The organism is Phycisphaerae bacterium, assembly GCA_041652575.1.
GTDB lineage: Bacteria > Planctomycetota > Phycisphaerae > Sedimentisphaerales > UBA12454 > UBA12454.
On record JBAZHC010000023.1, the window covers coordinates 1 to 18,940 of the forward strand.

Here is an 18,940-nt window from a genome sequence, read left to right on the forward strand (position 1 = left end):
GATGTCTGTTGGTGTATGCGGCTGTACATTCATGGCAAATTTCCTTTTTAGGACAACTATGCCATAAGTTATACGATAGCGCAAGTCTTATTTTCTGGCGCGCGAAAATTTATTGGAATGCGTATAAAATCATATTTGCATAGTATTCAGCATTTTATAAGTAAATGCGAGCGGAGGGAGTCGAACCCACAAGCCCGTTAGGACACAAGGACCTAAACCTTGCGCGTCTGCCAGTTCCGCCACGCTCGCATCGAAAAACCTTAGCCGCAAAGGCACCAGGGCACTAAGAAAATTATATAAAAAATACTTTGTGTCTTCGTGTCTTGGTGGCTATTTCTCTTTCTCTTTTTCCTTCGATATTTCTTCTATCTTCTTTTCCGCCTTTTGCAAAATGCCTCGGCAGTGTTTTATAAGTTCCATTCCCTGTTCGTATTGGGTCAGGCTCTGTTCGAGTGAAATCTGCCCATCTTCGATTTTGCTTACGATATCGGTAAGTTTTTTTATCGCCTGCTCGAACGAGAGATTATTTATATCGTTATTTTCCTTTTTTTCAGCCATAGGAATACCTCTATTCTGCCGCTAAGACGCCGAAACACAAAGTTTTTTATTTATATATTTTTTCTTCGTGTCTTAGTGCCTTTGTGGCTATTTTTCCTTTATTTTACAAATCCCAGTTTCTCCGGCAGCCACATTGTTATCGCCGGCACATAGGTACATACCAAAAGTGTAATTATCATCGCCATAAAAAACGGCAGAATATGCCGCATTATTTTTGTTACTGTCGTATCGGCTATTCCGCAGCCCAGGAAAAGAGCCGTCCCGACCGGCGGCGTACACAAGCCGATATTCAGATTCATAAGCATTATTATACCAAAATGCAGCGGGTGCATACCAAGTTTTTCTATAACAGGCAAAAAAATCGGCGTAAATATCAAAATCGCAGGCGTCATATCCATAAACATTCCGACCACCAGAAGCAGGCCGGTAATTATCAGCAGGATAAGAAATTTATTGCTCGTCAGACCTATCAGGCCGGCGCTGATTTCCTGCGGAACATTTTCAGCCGCCAAAACCCACGACATCGCCATACTCGTTCCTATCAGCAGAAAAACCACCGCTGTGACAACTCCGGACTGGAGCAGAATCTTCGGCAATTCCCTGATTTTGACCTCCCGATATACGAAGACGGCCAGGATTAATGTATAGAGAACGCCGATTGCCGACGCTTCAGTCGGAGTAAACCAGCCAATCAGGATGCCGCCGACCACGATGAATACGAGCATCATCGGCGGAATCGCTTTTAGAAGGCGTATCACACCTTCTTTGAATGGGAACGTTTCTCCTTTGCCGTAGTTGTTCCTGACAGAAATTATTCCGCTTGTAATCATAAGTGCGATACCTGTCAGAATGCCGGGTATGTAGCCCGCCATAAACATCGCGGCTATGGAAACCGAGCCGCCAGTCGCCAGCGAATATACAATCATTGCGTTGCTGGGCGGAATCAGCAGGCCTGTCGTTGCCGCCGTTATAGTTACCGAGGCGTTGAATTCCCGGTTATAGCCCATTTTGTTCATCAGCGGAACCATAAAGCCGCCGACCGCCGATACCGCCGCAGTCGCCGAGCCTGATATCGCCCCGAACAGCATACAGGTCAGAATATTTACAAAAGCCAGACCGCCTCGGAATCTTCCGACCAGAACATTTGCGAAATCGATGAGCCGTCTTGCGATGCCTCCCTGTCCCATCAGCAGGCCTGACAATATAAAGAACGGTATCGCAAGCAGCGTGAAACTGTCGATTCCGGTAGCTATCTTGTGAGCGGTCGCCACGAACGCCGGTATATCGCCCATCGCCAAAAGTGCCAGCACCGTTGAAATGCCCATACAAAAAGCCACAGGCACGTTTAAGACAAGCAGTATGAAAAAGCTTATGACCAGGATTAATATAGCTGAATTCACTTGTAATGTCCTTTCGCCTTTAAATGGTATCAGTACGCGCTGATTGTTTCGCTCGGCGGAACTGTTTTTTGTTCTAAAGGATAGCTATGCCTGTACAATTCGACGATTCTTTCAGTCAGCCCGATAACGGAATAAAGCACAAGGAAAAATCCGCTGATTGGTATCGCAAGATATACGTATCCGATTTTAATGCTCCACGCCGCCGATATCTGTCCCAATTCCAGAGTTCTGACGACAAGGCTTATCCCGCCGATGACCATTACGCATAACGAAAACAGTGCTATGCAGAGGAAAACGAAAATTTCAGTATAAAGCCTTTTTCTTATCGGCAGTTTGCCCACAACGTAATCGATGCCCAGATGCGCGCCGCGGTTCAGCGCCACCGCCGAGCCGAGCATCGCCACCCAGATAAGCATAAATACCGCCAGCTCTTCCGTTCCGGTACTCGGGTTTTTCAATACAAGCCGGGTGAAGACCTGCCACGATACGTCGATTACCAGCGCCGCCATAACAATCATCACTAATATTTCAAGTGAACGGTCCAGTATTTTCTTTATCAATTTAAACACTGTTACTGTACCTCCTGTATTTGTTTTATAAGCTCGCCGATTTCGGTTCCTTCGAATTCGTCCCATACGCTTTTGACGGAATCTCTGAAAGGCTGTTTGTCCGGATGTATAATCTTTACGCCTTGCTGTTCGACGGTTTTGAGGTCGTTTTGTTCGGCCTCGGCCCATATTTTTCGCTGATACTCGACCGATTCATCCACCGCTTCCTGCAAAATCTGCTGAAACTCCGGAGTAAGATTTTTCCAGACCCTTGTGCTGATTACAAGAATATCGGGCAGCATCGTATGTTCGTCCATCGTGTAGTATTTGCAGACCTCGTAATGCCGGCTCGTATAAAACGAAGGCGGATTATTTTCTGCCGCGTCCACAACGCCCTGGTCCAGCGCCGTATAAAGTTCGCCGAACGGAATCGGCGTCGCTGCGCCGCCCATCGCTTGTACCATTTTTATCGACATAATACTGTTCTGCACACGAACCTTCATTCCTTTCAGGTCGGCGGGCGAATTAATTTCCCTTTTGGAATAAAAACTTCTCGCCCCCGCGTCATAGAAGCATAATCCCCGCAGTCCTTTGGCCTGGCCCGCCAAAAGCAGTTCTTTGCCTATCGGGCCTTTGAGCGCCTTCCAGAAATGTTCCGAATCTCTGAACAAATATGGAATCCCGAAAATTTTCATTTTCGATACGAATCCTTCCATCGGTGCGGTGGAGGTTTTTGTTATCGCAAGATACCCCAGTTGAATCGCTTCTATACATTCCTTTTCGGTGCCGAGCTGTTCGTTCGGATAAATTTCGACTTTCATTCGCCCGCCGGATTTCTCCTGTACTTTCTCGGCCATATACACCATCCCTTTATGTACAGGATGAGTTATATCGAGCGCATGAGCCAGTTTTAATACTACCTGCGGTCGGCCCTCTTTCTTTTCACAGCCGGCCGGCATTACCGCGGCGATACATAATACACAAAACAGTATAACGCTATTTTTCATTACTAAGCCTTTTTTATATTTTTGTTTTTAATCGGCATCTGCCTCTGTGGACGTGGCGAGTTTGCCGTTAATCTTCACGTTGTCCATAACCAGATTTTTGACATTACTGATTACATCGGGACTTTCAGTATTATCGAGCGTGCAATTCTTCAGGTAAACATCTCTTATCGGGTCATCGTCAAAACCTCTCAGGAACAGCGCGTACTTGCTTTTTTTGCTGGTCACGTTTTCCATATTGATATTTTTTACGATAGGCTTGTAATTGCCCTTTTCGATATCCTGGTAGAAGAAATTGATTAACAGCACGGCCTCTTTTACCTCGCCGACAGTGAGATTTCTAACGTAAACGTTTTCTATGAATCCGCCTCGAACGGAATTGGTTTTAAGTCTTATTGCCCGGTCCTGGTTCGGGCTGTCCATCAGGCAATTTTCAACAAAAATATTTCTGGCGCCTCCTGTTATTTCACTGCCGATAGCCACACCGGCGTGTCCCTCTCTCATTTCGCAGTTTCGTATAATAATATTTTCGCTCGGCACGTTCACGCGTCTGGCGTCGTTATTTCGGCCGGACTTTATCGCGATGCAGTCGTCGCCTGTATTGAAGTAGCAGCCTTCGATAAGGACATCTTTGCACGATTCCGGGTCGCAGCCGTCATTATTTGGTCCGCTGCCCTCAACTCTTACATTTCTGACGGTGATATTCTTTGACAGTGTCGGATGAAGATGCCAGAACGGCCCGTTTATTATTCTTATCCCTTCGATGAGAATATTTTTGCATCTGTAAGGTTCAATCATATTGGGGCTTAGCGACTTGCCGCCGTATTGTCTGTCTTTGACAGGCACGCCGTCTCGTCCCTGCTCGAACAGCCTTGTTCGGTCTTGGCGCCGCTTGGAAAGTTTTTTCCTGCCCCACCAGTTTGCGCCTTGTCCGTCGAGCAGTCCTTTACCTGTTATCGCGATATTCTTCTCTTTGTAGGCGTATATTAACGGCGAATAATTCATACACTCTACGCCTTCCCACCGGGTATATACTGCCGGAAGATATGCGTTGGGGTCAGCCGAAAATTTTACAACCGCGCTTTCGGAAATATATAAATTGACGTTGCTCTTCAGGTAAATCGCGCCGGTTAAAAATTCGCCCGCCGGCACTATCACTCTTCCGCCTCCTGCTTTGTTGGCGGCAGTAATCGCTTTGTTGATTGATTCGGTGCAAATCGTTTTCCCGTCTCCGACCGCGCCGTAATCGGTTATATTAAAATCCCTGTCCGGGAAAACAGGAGCCTTGATTCTTTTTAAAATCTTGTCCGCCTGTCCCCAGCCCGTCTTCGCAAAACTGTTCGTACTTGCAAACATAACAAGACACAGTATCAGCGGTAAAATAATGTGAAATTTGATTGCCGGAATTGTTGTTTGTTCCCTTGTCATATTAATCTTCCTTTAATAAAAGTGGGCTTAGGTTCCGCTATTCTACTTTTTTACTGCCTTGGTTTCAATTATATTTTAATCAGTAAGTTCGGTCGTTATCGAGTCTGATACTTCGACATAATCTGGAAATTAGACGATTGCCTAAGTTCCTGTATTTCTCATCATCTCTGAGAGTTCTGTTTTGCAGACAGGGCGGCATTGAGCTTGTTTTTCGCCTCTGCAAAGCCGGGATTAATCGATATCACATGCTGAAAATGATTTATAGCCTCGTCAAGCTGGTCTTTTTGCTGGAATATACATCCGAGATGGTAATGCGCAATCGCAGAACGATTGTCAAGACGCAGCGCTTCAGAGAAACAAACGGCCGCTTCATCGAATTTGCCCTGTAAGGTCAGGGCATAACCGAGGTTGATGTGCGATTCGACAAAATTTGGATGGGATTTTATCGCCAGCTTAAAATACTTAACAGCTTCGTCAAGTTGGTTCTTTATGCCGAATATAACGCCGATACCATTTAACGCGTTAGGCTCATCTGGTTTCATCTGAAGACATTTCCAGCACTCCTGGACCGCCTCGTCGTACCTTCCGGACGCCTGAAGCAGATAACTCATCGTAAGATGCGCCTGAAAATATCCGGGCATAAGCTGAGTCGTCATGGAGCAATGATAAATTGCCTCATTCAGTTTTTCCCTTTTGCTTAGAGGGTCTACCATGCAGTAATGAGCCATATAATTATTTTTTGTTATGTCGATAGCGTGCTGAAATAACGTCAGATTGTTTCGCCAAAACCCGAGCTGAAAGAAAGTACATATTGACAAAACCAAAATCGCCAGAATTGCCGATAAGGTAATTGTTGCCTTTTTATACTTCCATTTGTTCAGTATTTCAGGCACACCCCATGCCGCAATGATAAACAAACCTGTTAAAGTGATATAACTGTAACGGTCTGCCATTGCCTGGTCGCCAACCTGAACAAAACCTATGACTGGTACAAGGGTCCCGATGTACCAAAACCAGCCAGTGAACAGGTATTTATGACGGCTTGAAAATTTAAGAACAAAAAATGTGATAACTAAAAGCATTATTGCTGAAATTACGGCAAATGGAATCGAAACATTACTGCCGGGATGAGGATAAAAAATAGCAAGCCGGCCGGGCCAGATTGTTTTCATGATATAGCTTTGGTACGAAATAAGTGCGTTAGCCAAACGAACAGGAAAGTCGTATTCGTTCAAATTTGCCTCATTGCCTTTTTGAACGATGAAAGTAATAACAGATGATGCCGCTGCCATTGCAAATAAAGGAACTTTCTCAGTGACAGGATTTAATAGCGAATGTTTGGCTGTGAATCTGTTCAGTGGCCAATAATCAAGCAAAAGCAGCACAAATGGCAGCGTAACAAGCATCGGCTTTGACATAAGGCCTAATGCAAAAACAAAAAGTACTGTCAAATAATGAATAATGGTCTGCTTTTGGGTATAACGCAGATATGCGGCCATCGTAAGCAGCCAGAAGAATGTGCTTAGAACGTCCTTTCTTTCGGAAATCCACGCCACGGATTCGACGTGCAGCGGATGAACTGCGAAGATAGCAGCTGCAAATGCACTTTGCCAAAACCCGTTTGTCATTTTTTTTAAGACAAAAAAGAGCAGCAGGGTATTAAGAATATGAAAAAGTAAATTAATGATATGAGGGCCTGCCGGATTATTGCCAAAAAGCCGCCAATCCAGTATATGAGTAAACCATGTTAATGGATGCCAATTTTTGGCGTAACCGGAGGTTAAAGCCCATTTTACACTCTCAAACGATATGCCTTTCTGAATATTAGCATTATGGGTAACATAAACAGGGTCGTCATAATTAACAAAAGGAAATAACCGTACCTGATAAAATACTATAAGGGTAGTCAGTGATAGTATGAGATAAATTAGCAACGATCGATTTTGAGCTGGTATTTTTTTCATTAATATTTTATGCGACTATTACATTGTTGAAGTCCGGCTTTGCTCGAAGCTAATTGTTTTCTTTAATTCTTTAAAATGATATGGATCGATTTTTATTAGTCTGTTCAAATGTTAGTTTACTTTTTTTTTATTACTTTGCTTTCTAAAATATGAGATTCCTTTAATTCGGTTATTATAATATCATTAATATTAATTTCGGCAATACTTTTAATTATTTTACCGTTAATCGCAAGTCTCGTTATGCTGTATCCTCGTTTTAGCACTGATTTGGGGTTAAGACCCGCCAGTCCGCTTGCGCAACTTGTAAGTTTTAAGTTCAATTCGTGCAAAACTGTTTTTATTGTCGTCTCGCAGCGGTTCTGTAGGTTATTCAGGGAAATTTTCCGCTCGGCCATAATCCTGTGCGGCTCAATTTTCAAAATCTTTTCAAAGTATGTTTGAATCAGGCCGCGAATATTGGCGACAAAAGATTTTGCCGAATCGGCGAGATTATTTTCAAAATCGTCGAGCCTTTGCTGCCTGTTTTGAATTATGACAAGCGGACTGCGGAACATCGCCGCGGCCAGAATCGTTTTTAATTTCTGCGACGAAAGCGTCAAAATCGAATCGGTATCCGATTTAATTCTTTTGGATATATTATCTATTTGGCTCGACACTTCTTTTATATCCGGCACAGCTATCATTCCCGCCTTTGTCGGCGTCGATGCCCGTGCGTCTGCGGCAAGGTCTGCGATTGTTACATCGACTTCGTGTCCGACCGCGCTGATAATCGGCAATTTGGAATTGAATATCGCCCGCGCGACCGCCTCTTCGTTAAACGCCCACAAATCTTCCATTGACCCGCCGCCGCGCCCGACAATTATAACGTCAAGTTTCAGCGTAGCGTTTCTTTTATTAACATCTTTAATCGCAAGAGCGATTTTTCCCGCCGCTCCTTCGCCTTGCACCGGCATATCGTAAAAGAATAATTTAGCAACCGGCCAGCGATTTCGAATGCTGTCGACTATATCGTGCAGCGCCGCGCCAGATTTACTTGTCAAAATGCCGATTCTAAATGGGTATTTAGGCAGGGGCTTTTTATGTTCTTCCTCGAACAGCCCCTCGGCCGCGAGTTTATTTTTCATCTGCTCGAATGCAAGCTGCAAAGCTCCGACTCCTGCCGGCTGCATCGAATTCGCATAGAACTGATATTTGCCCTGCGGAGCGTAAACATCGATATAGCCTTTAGCGAGGATTGCCAGCCCGTTTTCAGGCTTGAATTTCAGTTTTATAAAGTCGCTCTTCCACATAACGCAGGGGATGACCGCGTTTTCGTCTTTAAGGTCGAAATAGCAGTGTCCGCTCGAATGTTTCTTGAACCCGCTTATTTCGCCGGTGATGGTGAGCCTTCCCGGCAGTGAATTTTCAAGGCTCGTCTTTATCAGCGACGTAACCTGGCTGACGGTATAGATTTTCGCTTTAGGCGAATCTGATTCTTTTGGCTGGTCGAATAAGCTGTCTTTCATAAGAGGGATTATAAGGCGGTTTTGCAGCTTGTTCCATAAAAAAAGCCGCTGACTTTTTAGCCACCGGCTTTGAAAATATTTTAAATAACACTCTTTATTTTTTCATCTAAGCATAAGCTTTGAAGGAACTATTATTACTGCCTTTGAAGATGAGTTTAAGGCTGATAAATAATAATGTCGCCGCTGCTTGGCGGCGGATTCCTGTTCCCCGGCAAGCAATTAGCCGGTGTGCCCGGACCTTTTGGTGACTCTTTTACCTGCCAATAACTAATTAGGATATTCAGGTCTGTCTGGGAAACTCTGTAATAACCCGTAACCACATTTCCTGTTTTCGTGCGGTTAAAATCGGCACAGCCTTGCTTTCCGGAAAGCCCCGGACCCTTTGGAGAATTCTTAACCTGCCATGCAGTAATAAGAGTATTCAAATCATTCTGCGATACATAGTAGTAACCAGCAGTTGGACCTCCACCAGTTTTTATTCCATCGGCATCGCCGTGGCACTGTCTTGGGTAACACCAACATGTAGGTTTTCCTGCATCTACCCATTCCGCATAATCAGGCATGCCGGCATAACACGATATCGTAAAGCTCCAAAGATCACCTGTCGTAATTCCACCATAATTTTTTTCGTCTATACGCCAATAATAAACCTTTCCTTCTGTTTCGGTGTCGTAGTTTGTGCCGGTCTGGTTGCCCATAAACGGCGGCGGATTTGTGGTTCCGAAATATACATCGTGTGATATAGCATTTGCTCCGGCTGTCCAGCTCAAATCTTGTATGATATTTAGGTCTGCAGCTCCATTAGCCGGATTAGGATTAGTCGCCTTGCTGGGTGGCAGATAAAGGGAAGTTGTAAAATTCCAGATATCTCCTTTGGTTGTGCCATAGGAATTCTTTTCGTCAATTCGCCAATAATAAATTGTGTTTACATCAAAATTATTACATGTATCATAACTCGTTGCAGTTTGATTGCCTTTGTATTCGGCCGACAGAGTATTCGCCTCATTTACATCGCTGAAACTGGTTCCGAAATACACATCGCTGGAAACTGCGCAATCACCGCCAGTCCAGTTTAGAACGTTATTATATATGAAGATATTGTTGGAATCATCAGCGGGAACAGGATTAGTTGATTTATCTGGAGAGGAAAGTGTCGTTGTAAAACTCCAAATATTCCCTTTGGTTGTGCCGTAGAAGCCCCTCTCATCAATCCGCCAATAGTAGGTAGTTGCAAAATCAAGACCCCATGGATTCCAGTTATTAACATTCTGATTACTCATATATACGTTTACGTCATTAATATCCGCGTTATTTACATCGCTATAATCCGTACCCAAATACACATCGTGCGACAAAGCTCCTTCTCCTGACAGCCAGGTTAGGATTATATTCGGTTCCACACAATATTCGCCATTAGCAGGAAAGGAACACCTGTTTTACATGGAGAGGTTATTGTAAAACTCCAAATATTGCCTTTGTTTATGCCATAGGAACTATTCTCATCAATCCGCCAAAAGTAAGTAGCCGTGTTAAGAACACCGGGATCCCAACTGTTAACATCCTGATTACCCATAAATACATTTGCGTCATTAATATCCGCGTTATTTACATCACTATAATCCGTGCCGAAGTATACATCATGTGATAAGGCTCCATTTCCGGAATACCAGGTTAGGATTATATTCGGTTCCACACAATATTTGCCATCAGCAGGTGTGGGATTAGTTGCTTGTAGAATAGCGTTATAATAATAAAGTTGCTGAATTTCAGTACCAGATAATGCCCTGTTATAAATACGAATATTATCCATAGATCCGTAAAACCAGTAAGCAGAATCTTTTCTTGCTCCTATCCTTACTGGTTCGTTATTAACAATGCCGAATACCGCAGTTTGCGACAACGTTCCGGCTGGTGCACCATTTATATAGAATTTTACACTATCCCCTTCTTTCAAAGTTACCGTAACGTGCTGCCATACCCCGGCCGTAACAGCCGTCGTTGAGACATAACCTGTATAACCATATGTAGTGCCTGTTCCTTGGTGCCATAACTGTAAAAGACCGCTGGTTTGTGCAATTCTAAATTCATAATTACCGGGATAGTTGTTTCCTGCAGTCCCGCTCGGCTGCTTGGCCGCGATGCAATAATAACTGCTAATATTGCTCGGTTTTATCCATGCGGTAATTGTCATCTCGTTGTCCATATCAAGAGAATTATCATTGTCGGGAACGCTGACATAATCGTTGCTGCCGTCAAAATTCAGCGCACCGTCAATCTGGCCGGTTGTCCATGTTGCTCCGCCGTAAACCGTTCCATTATTATTATAGTCGGAAGAATCATTCGCTGCAGTTCCGCTGACCTCATCGAACTTCCACCAGCCGACAAGACTAGGGTCACCAAACGCCGGTATGGCAGTCAGGCATACAACTGATAACAGAATTAGTCCTAAGAGATTGAAATGATTACGCAAGTATTTTTCCGGTTTCATTTTACCCTTCCAAATTATACCATTCCATTAGAGACATAGTACCTCTTTTTGAGTGTAAAAGTCAAGGCAAAAAATAGTTTCTGATGAAAATTTTGTGTTATTATAAGACTTTGCTTTTAAAGCGGTTATGTTTTTTATTCGAAATCGCTGTTGTAATCCGGTTTGCCGTCATCGCTGTCATAGCCGATTGGGTCGGACTTTTCATCTTTGAATTCGAATCGGCTGATTTTCTCCGCTTTTTTCGTAGTGCTGTCGATGGTTACGATAACCCCGTTCATTCGCAAATCTTCGGTCGCGATTTCAAACGGGCAGGGCATTCGTGTCCTGAAATTTTTCAGAACCGATTCTATTCTTCTGCCAAGCACCGAATGATGTGCGCCGGTCATTCCAATATCTGTTATATACGCAGTTCCCTTCGGCAGGATTTTTTCATCGGCCGTAACGACGTGCGTGTGCGTGCCGAAAACACAGCTTACTCTTCCGTCGAGATAATACCCAAGCGAAACTTTTTCGCTCGTCGCCTCTGCGTGTATTTCCGCAATGATAATATCAGCCTGCTGTTCGAGCTTGGGCAGCAGGGCGTCTATGCAGTCGTAAGGGCTGTCGGCGGGCTTCATAAATATTCTGCCGATAAGCGGCACGACCGCGATGACGGGCCCTTTTTGGCTTTTATACACAGCGTAACTCTTGCCGGCGGCGTAAGCCGAAAAATTTGCCGGCCTTGCTATATTGTCATTTTTTTCAAGGACTGTGATTATATCTTTCTTTTTAAAGACATGGTCGCCGAGCGTAATCATATTAACGCCGTATTTCTGAAGTTTGTCGTAAATCTGGAATGTAAGTCCAGACCCGCCCGCGGCGTTCTCGGCATTGGCGATAACGCAGTCGATTTCATACTGCTTTATAATTGCGCCGAGATTATCGCCGAGGATTCTTTTCCCCGGCCTTCCGACTATATCCCCGATACATAATATATTTAATTTCATCTGTATTTGTTTAAATTTAACCGAATTTCATTTTTCTTCAAGACAACACGAAACACCAAACCGAAAACGCAACACGCGACGTTACCGATACCTATACCGACAACGAAATCTTAAATCTATTTACTTCTTACTTCGTGTCTTTGTGCCTTCGTGGCTATAAACTACCTCGCGTATTCGATACAACGAACTTCCCGAAGCAGGGTAACCTTTATTTCGCCCGGATAAGTCAGTTCATCTTCGATTTTCTTGGCGATATCGCGGGCCATTTTCGTAGCGCATCCGTCATCGATGTTCTGAGCGTTGACGATAACGCGTATTTCTCTGCCGGCCTGTATTGCGTAGCAATTTTCGACGCCGGTGAACTGGTTCGCGATTTCTTCGAGTTTCTCGAGTCTCTTGATATATCTTTCGAGCGTTTCTCGTCTGGCTCCCGGCCTTGATGCGCTGATAGCATCGGCCGCGGCGACAAGCGGCGTATAAGGATTATCTGCCGGAATATCGCCGTGGTGAGCCGCCACTGCGTTCAGTATTATTGACGATTCGTTGAATCTTTTCAGATAATTTGCGCCGATGGCCGGATGTCCGCCTTCCACTTCGTGGTCCATCGCCTTTCCTATATCGTGCAGGAATCCCGCTCTTCGTGCGATTGACCCGTCAAGCCCCAGTTCGTCTGCCATTACCTGTGCCAGAAATGCGACTTCAACGCTGTGCCTCAAAACGTTCTGCCCGTAACTGGTTCTATAGTTCAGAGTTCCTATTTCCATAAGAATTTTTGGATTAAGGCCTCTTACGTCAACTTCGACTGAAGCTTCTTTGCCGACCTGCATGACTTTATTGATAACGTCTTTTTTGGTCTGTGCCACAAGCTCTTCGATTCTGCTCGGATGTATTCTGCCGTCCTGTATGAGTTTTTCCATTGATTGTCTGGCGACTTCTCTTCTTATCGGGTTGAACCCGCTGATGACGATAACGCCCGGCGTGTCATCGACGATTACATCGACGCCGGTTGCCTTTTCGAATGACCGGATGTTTCTGCCTTCTCTTCCGATGATTCTGCCTTTCATATCGTCGCTTGGTATATCGATAGTGGAAACGGTTACTTCGCAGGTCTGGTCGGCCGCATATCTCTGGATAGCTGAGCTTATGATTTCCCTGCCTTTATCTTCCGCCGCCTCCTGCATTTCTTCCATTTTACGCTGAATAATGGAGCTCATTTCCTGTTCGCATTCGTCTTCGAGTTTCTTCAGCAGGAGCTGCTTGGCCTCTTCTGCGTTCATCGCGCTGATTTTCAGAAGCTGGTTCTTCTGCTGGGCGATGATATTATTGATTTCCTTTTCCCGTTCATCGAGCTGATGTGCGCGGTTTTTAACGTTATGTTCCGACTGACTGAGCGATTTTTCCCGCTGGCCGAGCAGTTCGTTCTGCCTGTCGATTGCGTCTTCATGTTTGGTTAATCGTCTTTCAGCCTCGCGGATTTCAGCTTTTGCCTGGTTGGCTTCAGCGGTAAATTCCTCTCTTTTCTTTAAGGCTTCCGCCGTTGCTTCCAGACGTGCCGTTCTGATAATACTGTCAGCTTCTTTTTTCGCGTTTTCGAGTTGACTTTGAAGATTTTGTTTTAGATTGTTTCTTTTTATTATGGAGATAATTTTGCCGATAACGACTGCCAATATCGCTCCGACTATTACCGCTGCTGCGGTGATTATCGCCTGAGGTAGAGTAAACATTTTTTGTACCTTTCACGTAAAGTATAGTTTACAGTTTGTTGGCGGGCAACGCAGACAGAGCAGTCAAATGCTCCGGAAGAAATGTTTAAGAGTTGAAATCCTTTTCTTTGTTGTTAGGCGAACTTAATAGATCTCAATCAAAAGGTTTGGTCAAAACCTTTTGTTTCAGGTCCTTTTTTTCTATGCTGGTCCTTGAAATACTAATCATGCCTGTCGAACTATTCGTAAGAATTTCTTGTCTCTTTTTATTCACCGTTCTTTCGCTGATTACGACTTGAGAATATATTCTTCTCTAACGCCGTCTTCTGCGGCTTTACAGTGCGTTTATAACATTTACTTCATTTTTGAGCTTTACGCCCAAACTTATCTCGTTATCCGCCGCAAACCACACAGTTTGCAATGCTTCTAACTATTATATGATACCTGCTCTGGGCCGTTAAATCAAGCCCGATTATTTCGCTTAGAATGCATCAGGCTTCTTTAATGTCTTTCCAGACAAGGCTTTACAATAATAACTTTTTTTAAATTTAGTCTCTGGAAAGCAAAAATCCCGCACTTAATATTGTTAAATGCGGGATTTTTTGTGAATTATTTAAATTGTTAATGTTGTTTATTCGATTTCCAATACGACCCGAAAACCTATAATCGGCTGATTAGTCTTTGCTCCGCGGTTATTCCTGTCGGCCGACCGGCATTTACCAGCCTTTTCGTTCCACGCGCCGCCTCTGATGACACGGTCGCCTTCCTGTTCAGCTGGCCCTGTAGGGTCGTTCAATGGCGTAATTTTGTAGTAATTCTTATCGTAAATATCGCTGCACCATTCCCATACATTGCCGTGCATATCGTACAATCCGAACGCATTGGCTGGATAGGACCCGGCTTTGTTTGTCCTTTTAAGTTCCTTGCCGATAATTCCATCCGCGTATGGGGCTGTCGCGTCATAATTGGCGACATCCGAATCGATAGTCGTTCCAGTATTGAACGCCGTTGTTGTTCCGGCTCGGCAGGCGTATTCCCATTCCGCTTCCGTCGGCAGTCTGAATTTCAGCCCCGTCTTATCGGAAAGTTTCTTAAGAAATCTCATCGCCTCGTACCAGTTGACATTATCTACAGGCAGATTATCGCCTCCGAATTCGCTCGGGTTATCGTTCATAATTACGCGGTACTGAAGCTGCGTAACCTCGAACTTGCCGATGTAGAATGCCTTTGTCAGTTTGATATGATGCTGGCCCTCGTCGTCATCTCTTTTAATTTCTTCCATTGGCGAACCCATCTCGAATTCTCCGGCCGGTATGAATACCACTGTCATATTGACGTCATTACCGAGGTCGATGGTTTTCGTCAGGGGCAGTTTCGCCGCTGCTGCCGCCTTTTGCTGCTGAATTGTTGCCTGCGGAGTTTCCTTGGCTTTTTCAGCCGCTGTAACTGCCGCTGCGATTGAAAGTATTAACATTAAAGTAATCAGTTTTTTCATCGTTTGTTCTCCTTAACATCATCATATAAATTTTGTGTCTTAGTGCCTTAGTGGCTAAGTTTTATTTATTTGGTTCAGCCGCTGCAGGTGCCGCCGCCGCAGGTTCGAACTTACGGTATTTCAGCATAATATCATTGGCGCCGTTGCCGCCGGTATAGGTTAAATCGTAATAGTAGCTGCCGTCCGTTGCTTTCAGAACCACCTGAGCTCCTTCAGCCGCAGGATTGCCGTTAACCGTATCGAAAACGCCGGATACAGGATTGCCGCCGAGCGTTTCAATAAGAAGAATATCAGACTTTGGCGGTGCGCCGATAGCGATTACAACCAGTTTTGCCGTGGACTCTGTGCCAAGTGCATCGATGGTAGCCATATTTTCCAGCCGAATCGGGCTTACCCCGCCGGCGTCTATTTTGAATTCGACTGTACCTGTTCCCTCGTCCTTTTTCCCGTTGCTGCCGACGAATAATGATTTAAAATTAATATTAGCGCCTTTCCCGACCACCGTAAACGTTCCTTCGGTTGGCCCGGTTTTGCCGATTCCTGCGATATACAGACTTGCTTTATCGTTCGTAGCCGCGAAGGTTATCGTTCCGCCGCTGATTGTATAGAATCCTGTTCCGTTATTTGGATTATTATCGCTGCTGCCTGCTCGGCCGACTATAAGATTATCTGTCAGGTTTAAGGTTCCGCCCGTCTGGATTACGCAGCCCGCCGCTCCCGTTTTAGCAGAACCGCCTGAGCCTACTCTCACTTCGCCCATGCCGAGATATCCGCCCTTTACGATTTCGAGCCGCGCCGCCGTTGCGGCATCAGTTCCGCCCGATATGCTGAGTATGCACTGGTAATTTCCACCGTTACTATCCAGTACGCAGACTCCGTTAGCCTTAACTATTTTGATTTCTCCGTAGAGGTCTCTTGTTGGTGTCGGAAGAACGGTTGGCGGCTTGTTCCAATATGCGTCTTTCCACGAACCTGTTCCTTTCGGATGATTGGCGTCGCCGTCTGCTGCGCCTTGCCAGTTTCCTATTGTGGCTGAATAGCCACAGCTTGCGAAAAGGACCATTATCAAAACGATTGCGTTGAACTCTTTCATCTTCATTTTTTTTCTCTCCTAAAAATAAATTTGAATAATTATAATTCTTTGTGCCTTCATGGCTGTAAGTTTTAGTCATTCTCGCAGGAATAACCGTAAAAAACAAGATGATTTTGCGCAGTTTTAAGCGACAAAAAAACCTGTGAAATCCGCATAATCTATGGTTTAATATAGGTATCGGTATTGGTAACGGTAATGTTCCGTTCTTCAGTTTCGTTATGGGTTCTGTTAACTATTCACGACAACGAATAACTATAACGCGACCTTACCGATACCGAAACCCAAAACAAATTTTTACATGTATTCTAAATCGCTATGCCTAAGAAAGAACGTTTAGTCAGGAGCATTGTCCCGCGGAACAGGCATCTGCCCGCCGACCTTTCGATTCTCTATGAAGACAGCGACATCATCGTCGTTGACAAGCCCGCCGGCCTGCTGACCGTCGCAACCGAGACCAACAAAACCAAAACCCTCCAATATATCCTGACCGATTATGTGCGTAAAGGCTGCGCCAAATCCAGAAACAGGGTCTTCACCGTCCACCGTCTCGACCAGTGGACTTCAGGCGTTCTTATTTTCGCAAAGAGCGAGGAAATGAAATTGGCCCTGCAGGCTCAGTGGAAGGACACGGAAAAAAAATACATTGCCATCGTCCACGGCCGCCTTTCTCCAAAGCAGGGCACTATCTCATCGTATCTTACTGAGAACAAAGCATTCGTTGTCTATTCCACGCCCAACCCAGCCAAAGGCAAACTTGCCCATACCGCTTATAAGGTTCTTAAGGAAACAGGGCTCTTCAGTTTGGTGGAGATTAATCTTTTGACCGGCAGGAAAAATCAGATACGCGTTCACTTTGCCGACAAAGGCTGCCCAATCGCAGGCGACAGGAAATATGGAAAGAGCAAAGATGATTTTAAAAGGCTTGCCTTGCATTCAAAGTCGATTTCGTTTAAGCACCCGGCCACTGGAAAGCAGATGACCTTTGAAACGAAGCTTCCCGCCTATTTCCATAATCTTATGGGTTTATAAAAATTGGTTAGCCCCCGCCGCTTGAGGCGGGGTTGTTATTGCCGCCCAAATCATTCATAACGCAACAACGGTTATCCCAAATTATTTAGCCCCGGCCGCTCGAGGCCGGGTTGTTTAGCCCCCAGTTTTACTGGGGGTTCAGAGCCGCGAATGTTGGAGCGAAGCGGAAACCCTGCGCAAGGGTAAATGAGCGGTATTTAGGGTTCCTTTACGGGGATGACGTTCATTGTTTTACTGGCGGTAGGGTTTAGGATTTTTCTATCGGCGGTTCTTCCCCTGCTCTGTTGTTCTTCGATTCGATATCTTTACTATTACATGGGTTTTGTAAGTATTCTGATTCTATATCCTTTTTCTAACTCAATTTCACATCCAATTTCTCAACAATCCCCATGTTTGCCCCATCGAGGAAATTTGCCACTTTCATTATAATTTCCGAAAACTCTCCAATGTTAATGTGCGTCAAGCCGGGAAGTGTCTTGTTCCCATCTTTGTACGTTGGGTAGCGAGAGTCAACCCCAGTAGGTTCTCTACTACAGAATTGATCAAAGACTTTTTCTATCTCATCTAATTCGTCTGTTGGATCTCCCTTATATACCTTTTCTAAAATTATTCTTGCTTCTCTCCATAGATCATTCAACTTATGAATTTTTTGAAATTCTCCTGACCGATCAAGTAACTTCCTGCCGTTGCTGATTATAGATTTTAAACATAACTCCAAATGGTGGCGATACAGATAGATAATAGGATATACTAAGACATCCAAGTCTATTCGATTCGTTTTTACGTATTCAACAAGTATGTTTGCAGCCCGTTTATAGCCCTCAGAATATGCATACCAATCCGCATGAAAAGGATCTATGCATGCATTGAGCCACCATTTATCACCTGCTTTAAATAATTGTCCTTCCTTTTCTTTTTTGGATTTTGATTCTTTCATCTATTTCTGTTGTATCTCCCGGTTTTTCATATTACGATAAATTATAACTTTAAAAAAATCGATAGTAAGAGATATAAAAAACATAAACATAATTATGAAAAATTTCAATCATCCGTAAGTTTCGCTTCGTCCGGCAGTGTAGCTCTAACAGTGGCTTTAAGAATCTCCATTGCCATTTGAAGCTCTTTATCATCCCATGTTATAGTAAGAAGATGATTAGTATCAAAATGTGATTTTTCCTTATCAAACTTTTATTTCTTGCAAGTATATATAACTGGTTTTCCTAATCCTTCTGCATAACCCGCTTCCCAATATGCCCCAGCATTTTCATGTGTTAAATCAGAAACAAGAAATCTCGAATTTCTTATTTCCACTCTCAGATAGTCATCAATAAGTCCCGCCTTCGGCGGACTTCTTTAGTTATTCTGCCTCCTGAGTCTTTTCTTTCTCTTAAACGCATTGGCGTACTTTTTTGTTTCAACAAAGGCGTAGCCGATAATTCAAAATGGCGGGCTGACGGCAAGTTTACTTGAAAGTAAAGCCCGACGGTTTTAAATTCATGGCAATTCTTATTGCCGTTGAAACAAATACCTCTATGCTCTCTGTGGCTAATAAAGATTATATCACTCTTCTTTTCAAACTCAACGAAATTTTACGCTTAAATAAATCCGCGTCATCCTATGAACCGGAGCCAATCAAGGCAATTTTTTGTTTTTCTTCATATTTTATTTTTTCCATCATTATTTACTTTCAAGCATTCCCGTCCGCAGCCCCCTTCGCAGGAAGTCAGGGGCGAGGAACA

At 44.2% G+C, this 18,940-nt stretch carries 16 protein-coding genes and 1 tRNA gene; 2 read left to right on the forward strand and 15 right to left on the reverse strand.

The features are described 5' to 3' along the window. Positions 1-165: 165 nt before the first annotated feature. The 14 genes from WC496_12570 to WC496_12635 all read right to left on the reverse strand — a co-directional run bounded on the left by WC496_12570 (position 166) and on the right by WC496_12635 (position 16,178). Positions 166-249, reverse strand: a tRNA-Leu gene (locus WC496_12570). Positions 250-330: 81 nt separating this feature from the next. Then, on the reverse strand, positions 331-558 hold the full coding sequence (gene xseB / locus WC496_12575; protein MFA5293849.1) for an exodeoxyribonuclease VII small subunit: 228 nt from the start codon (positions 556-558) through the stop codon (positions 331-333). 98 nt (positions 559-656) lie between these two features. Then, positions 657-1,958: a TRAP transporter large permease gene (locus tag WC496_12580; GenBank protein MFA5293850.1), complete on the reverse strand. Its 1,302-nt coding sequence runs from the start codon at positions 1,956-1,958 to the stop codon at positions 657-659. A gap of 29 nt (positions 1,959-1,987) precedes the next feature. Further along, positions 1,988-2,527, reverse strand: a complete 540-nt coding sequence (locus WC496_12585) for a TRAP transporter small permease (GenBank protein MFA5293851.1) — start codon at positions 2,525-2,527, stop codon at positions 1,988-1,990. Between the two features lie 2 nt (positions 2,528-2,529). Next, positions 2,530-3,513: a TRAP transporter substrate-binding protein gene (locus WC496_12590; protein MFA5293852.1), complete on the reverse strand. Its 984-nt coding sequence runs from the start codon at positions 3,511-3,513 to the stop codon at positions 2,530-2,532. Between the two features lie 27 nt (positions 3,514-3,540). Then, on the reverse strand, positions 3,541-4,938 hold the full coding sequence (locus WC496_12595) for a glycoside hydrolase family 28 protein (protein ID MFA5293853.1): 1,398 nt from the start codon (positions 4,936-4,938) through the stop codon (positions 3,541-3,543). Between the two features lie 161 nt (positions 4,939-5,099). Beyond that, the gene (locus WC496_12600; protein ID MFA5293854.1) at positions 5,100-6,902 is read right to left on the reverse strand and encodes a tetratricopeptide repeat protein; all 1,803 of its coding nucleotides are present in this window, start codon (positions 6,900-6,902) and stop codon (positions 5,100-5,102) included. 116 nt (positions 6,903-7,018) lie between these two features. Beyond that, entirely contained in the window at positions 7,019-8,407 is a 1,389-nt protein-coding gene (xseA, locus tag WC496_12605) for an exodeoxyribonuclease VII large subunit (GenBank protein MFA5293855.1), read from the reverse strand. A 155-nt stretch (positions 8,408-8,562) separates the two neighbouring features. After that, positions 8,563-9,807 (reverse strand): hypothetical protein, encoded by a 1,245-nt coding sequence (locus WC496_12610; protein ID MFA5293856.1) that lies wholly within the window; start codon positions 9,805-9,807, stop codon positions 8,563-8,565. After that, on the reverse strand, positions 9,792-10,895 hold the full coding sequence (locus WC496_12615; protein MFA5293857.1) for a LamG domain-containing protein: 1,104 nt from the start codon (positions 10,893-10,895) through the stop codon (positions 9,792-9,794). The genes WC496_12610 and WC496_12615 overlap by 16 nt, the downstream gene beginning before the upstream one ends. A 134-nt stretch (positions 10,896-11,029) precedes the next feature. Beyond that, positions 11,030-11,881, reverse strand: coding sequence for a TIGR00282 family metallophosphoesterase (locus WC496_12620; GenBank protein ID MFA5293858.1), 852 nt, complete (start codon positions 11,879-11,881; stop codon positions 11,030-11,032). Between the two features lie 161 nt (positions 11,882-12,042). Continuing rightward, on the reverse strand, positions 12,043-13,605 hold the full coding sequence (gene rny / locus WC496_12625; protein ID MFA5293859.1) for a ribonuclease Y: 1,563 nt from the start codon (positions 13,603-13,605) through the stop codon (positions 12,043-12,045). 610 nt (positions 13,606-14,215) lie between these two features. Then, positions 14,216-15,079 carry a formylglycine-generating enzyme family protein gene (locus WC496_12630; GenBank protein ID MFA5293860.1) on the reverse strand — a complete coding sequence of 288 codons (864 nt, stop codon included), beginning with the start codon at positions 15,077-15,079 and terminating at the stop codon, positions 14,216-14,218. A gap of 61 nt (positions 15,080-15,140) precedes the next feature. Then, complete coding sequence (locus WC496_12635; protein MFA5293861.1) at positions 15,141-16,178, reverse strand: hypothetical protein; 1,038 nt, start codon at positions 16,176-16,178, stop codon at positions 15,141-15,143. A 309-nt stretch (positions 16,179-16,487) separates the two neighbouring features. Here WC496_12635 and WC496_12640 point away from each other — a divergent pair, with 309 nt between their 5' ends. Beyond that, positions 16,488-17,201 (forward strand): RluA family pseudouridine synthase, encoded by a 714-nt coding sequence (locus tag WC496_12640; GenBank protein ID MFA5293862.1) that lies wholly within the window; start codon positions 16,488-16,490, stop codon positions 17,199-17,201. A 352-nt stretch (positions 17,202-17,553) separates the two neighbouring features. Here WC496_12640 and WC496_12645 read toward each other — a convergent pair whose 3' ends face one another. Beyond that, positions 17,554-18,138, reverse strand: coding sequence for a hypothetical protein (locus WC496_12645; GenBank protein MFA5293863.1), 585 nt, complete (start codon positions 18,136-18,138; stop codon positions 17,554-17,556). Positions 18,139-18,697: 559 nt separating this feature from the next. Between WC496_12645 and WC496_12650 the strand changes: the two genes are divergently transcribed. After that, positions 18,698-18,940: hypothetical protein (locus WC496_12650; GenBank protein ID MFA5293864.1), on the forward strand; the 243-nt coding region annotated here is incomplete at its 3' end.

Bases quoted from the DNA above. Each gene is read 5' to 3' on its own strand.
- WC496_12600 (MFA5293854.1), bottom strand. From the start codon at position 6,902: ATGAAAAAAATACCAGCTCAAAATCGATCGTTGCTAATTTATCTCATA.
- rny (MFA5293859.1), bottom strand. From the start codon at position 13,605: ATGTTTACTCTACCTCAGGCGATAATCACCGCAGCAGCGGTAATAGTC.
- WC496_12630 (MFA5293860.1), bottom strand. From the start codon at position 15,079: ATGAAAAAACTGATTACTTTAATGTTAATACTTTCAATCGCAGCGGCA.
- WC496_12620 (MFA5293858.1), bottom strand. From the start codon at position 11,881: ATGAAATTAAATATATTATGTATCGGGGATATAGTCGGAAGGCCGGGG.
- WC496_12640 (MFA5293862.1), top strand. From the start codon at position 16,488: ATGCCTAAGAAAGAACGTTTAGTCAGGAGCATTGTCCCGCGGAACAGG.
- WC496_12590 (MFA5293852.1), bottom strand. From the start codon at position 3,513: ATGAAAAATAGCGTTATACTGTTTTGTGTATTATGTATCGCCGCGGTA.
- WC496_12615 (MFA5293857.1), bottom strand. From the start codon at position 10,895: ATGAAACCGGAAAAATACTTGCGTAATCATTTCAATCTCTTAGGACTA.
- WC496_12645 (MFA5293863.1), bottom strand. From the start codon at position 18,138: ATGAAAGAATCAAAATCCAAAAAAGAAAAGGAAGGACAATTATTTAAA.
- WC496_12635 (MFA5293861.1), bottom strand. From the start codon at position 16,178: ATGAAGATGAAAGAGTTCAACGCAATCGTTTTGATAATGGTCCTTTTC.
- xseB (MFA5293849.1), bottom strand. From the start codon at position 558: ATGGCTGAAAAAAAGGAAAATAACGATATAAATAATCTCTCGTTCGAG.
- xseA (MFA5293855.1), bottom strand. From the start codon at position 8,407: ATGAAAGACAGCTTATTCGACCAGCCAAAAGAATCAGATTCGCCTAAA.
- WC496_12595 (MFA5293853.1), bottom strand. From the start codon at position 4,938: ATGACAAGGGAACAAACAACAATTCCGGCAATCAAATTTCACATTATT.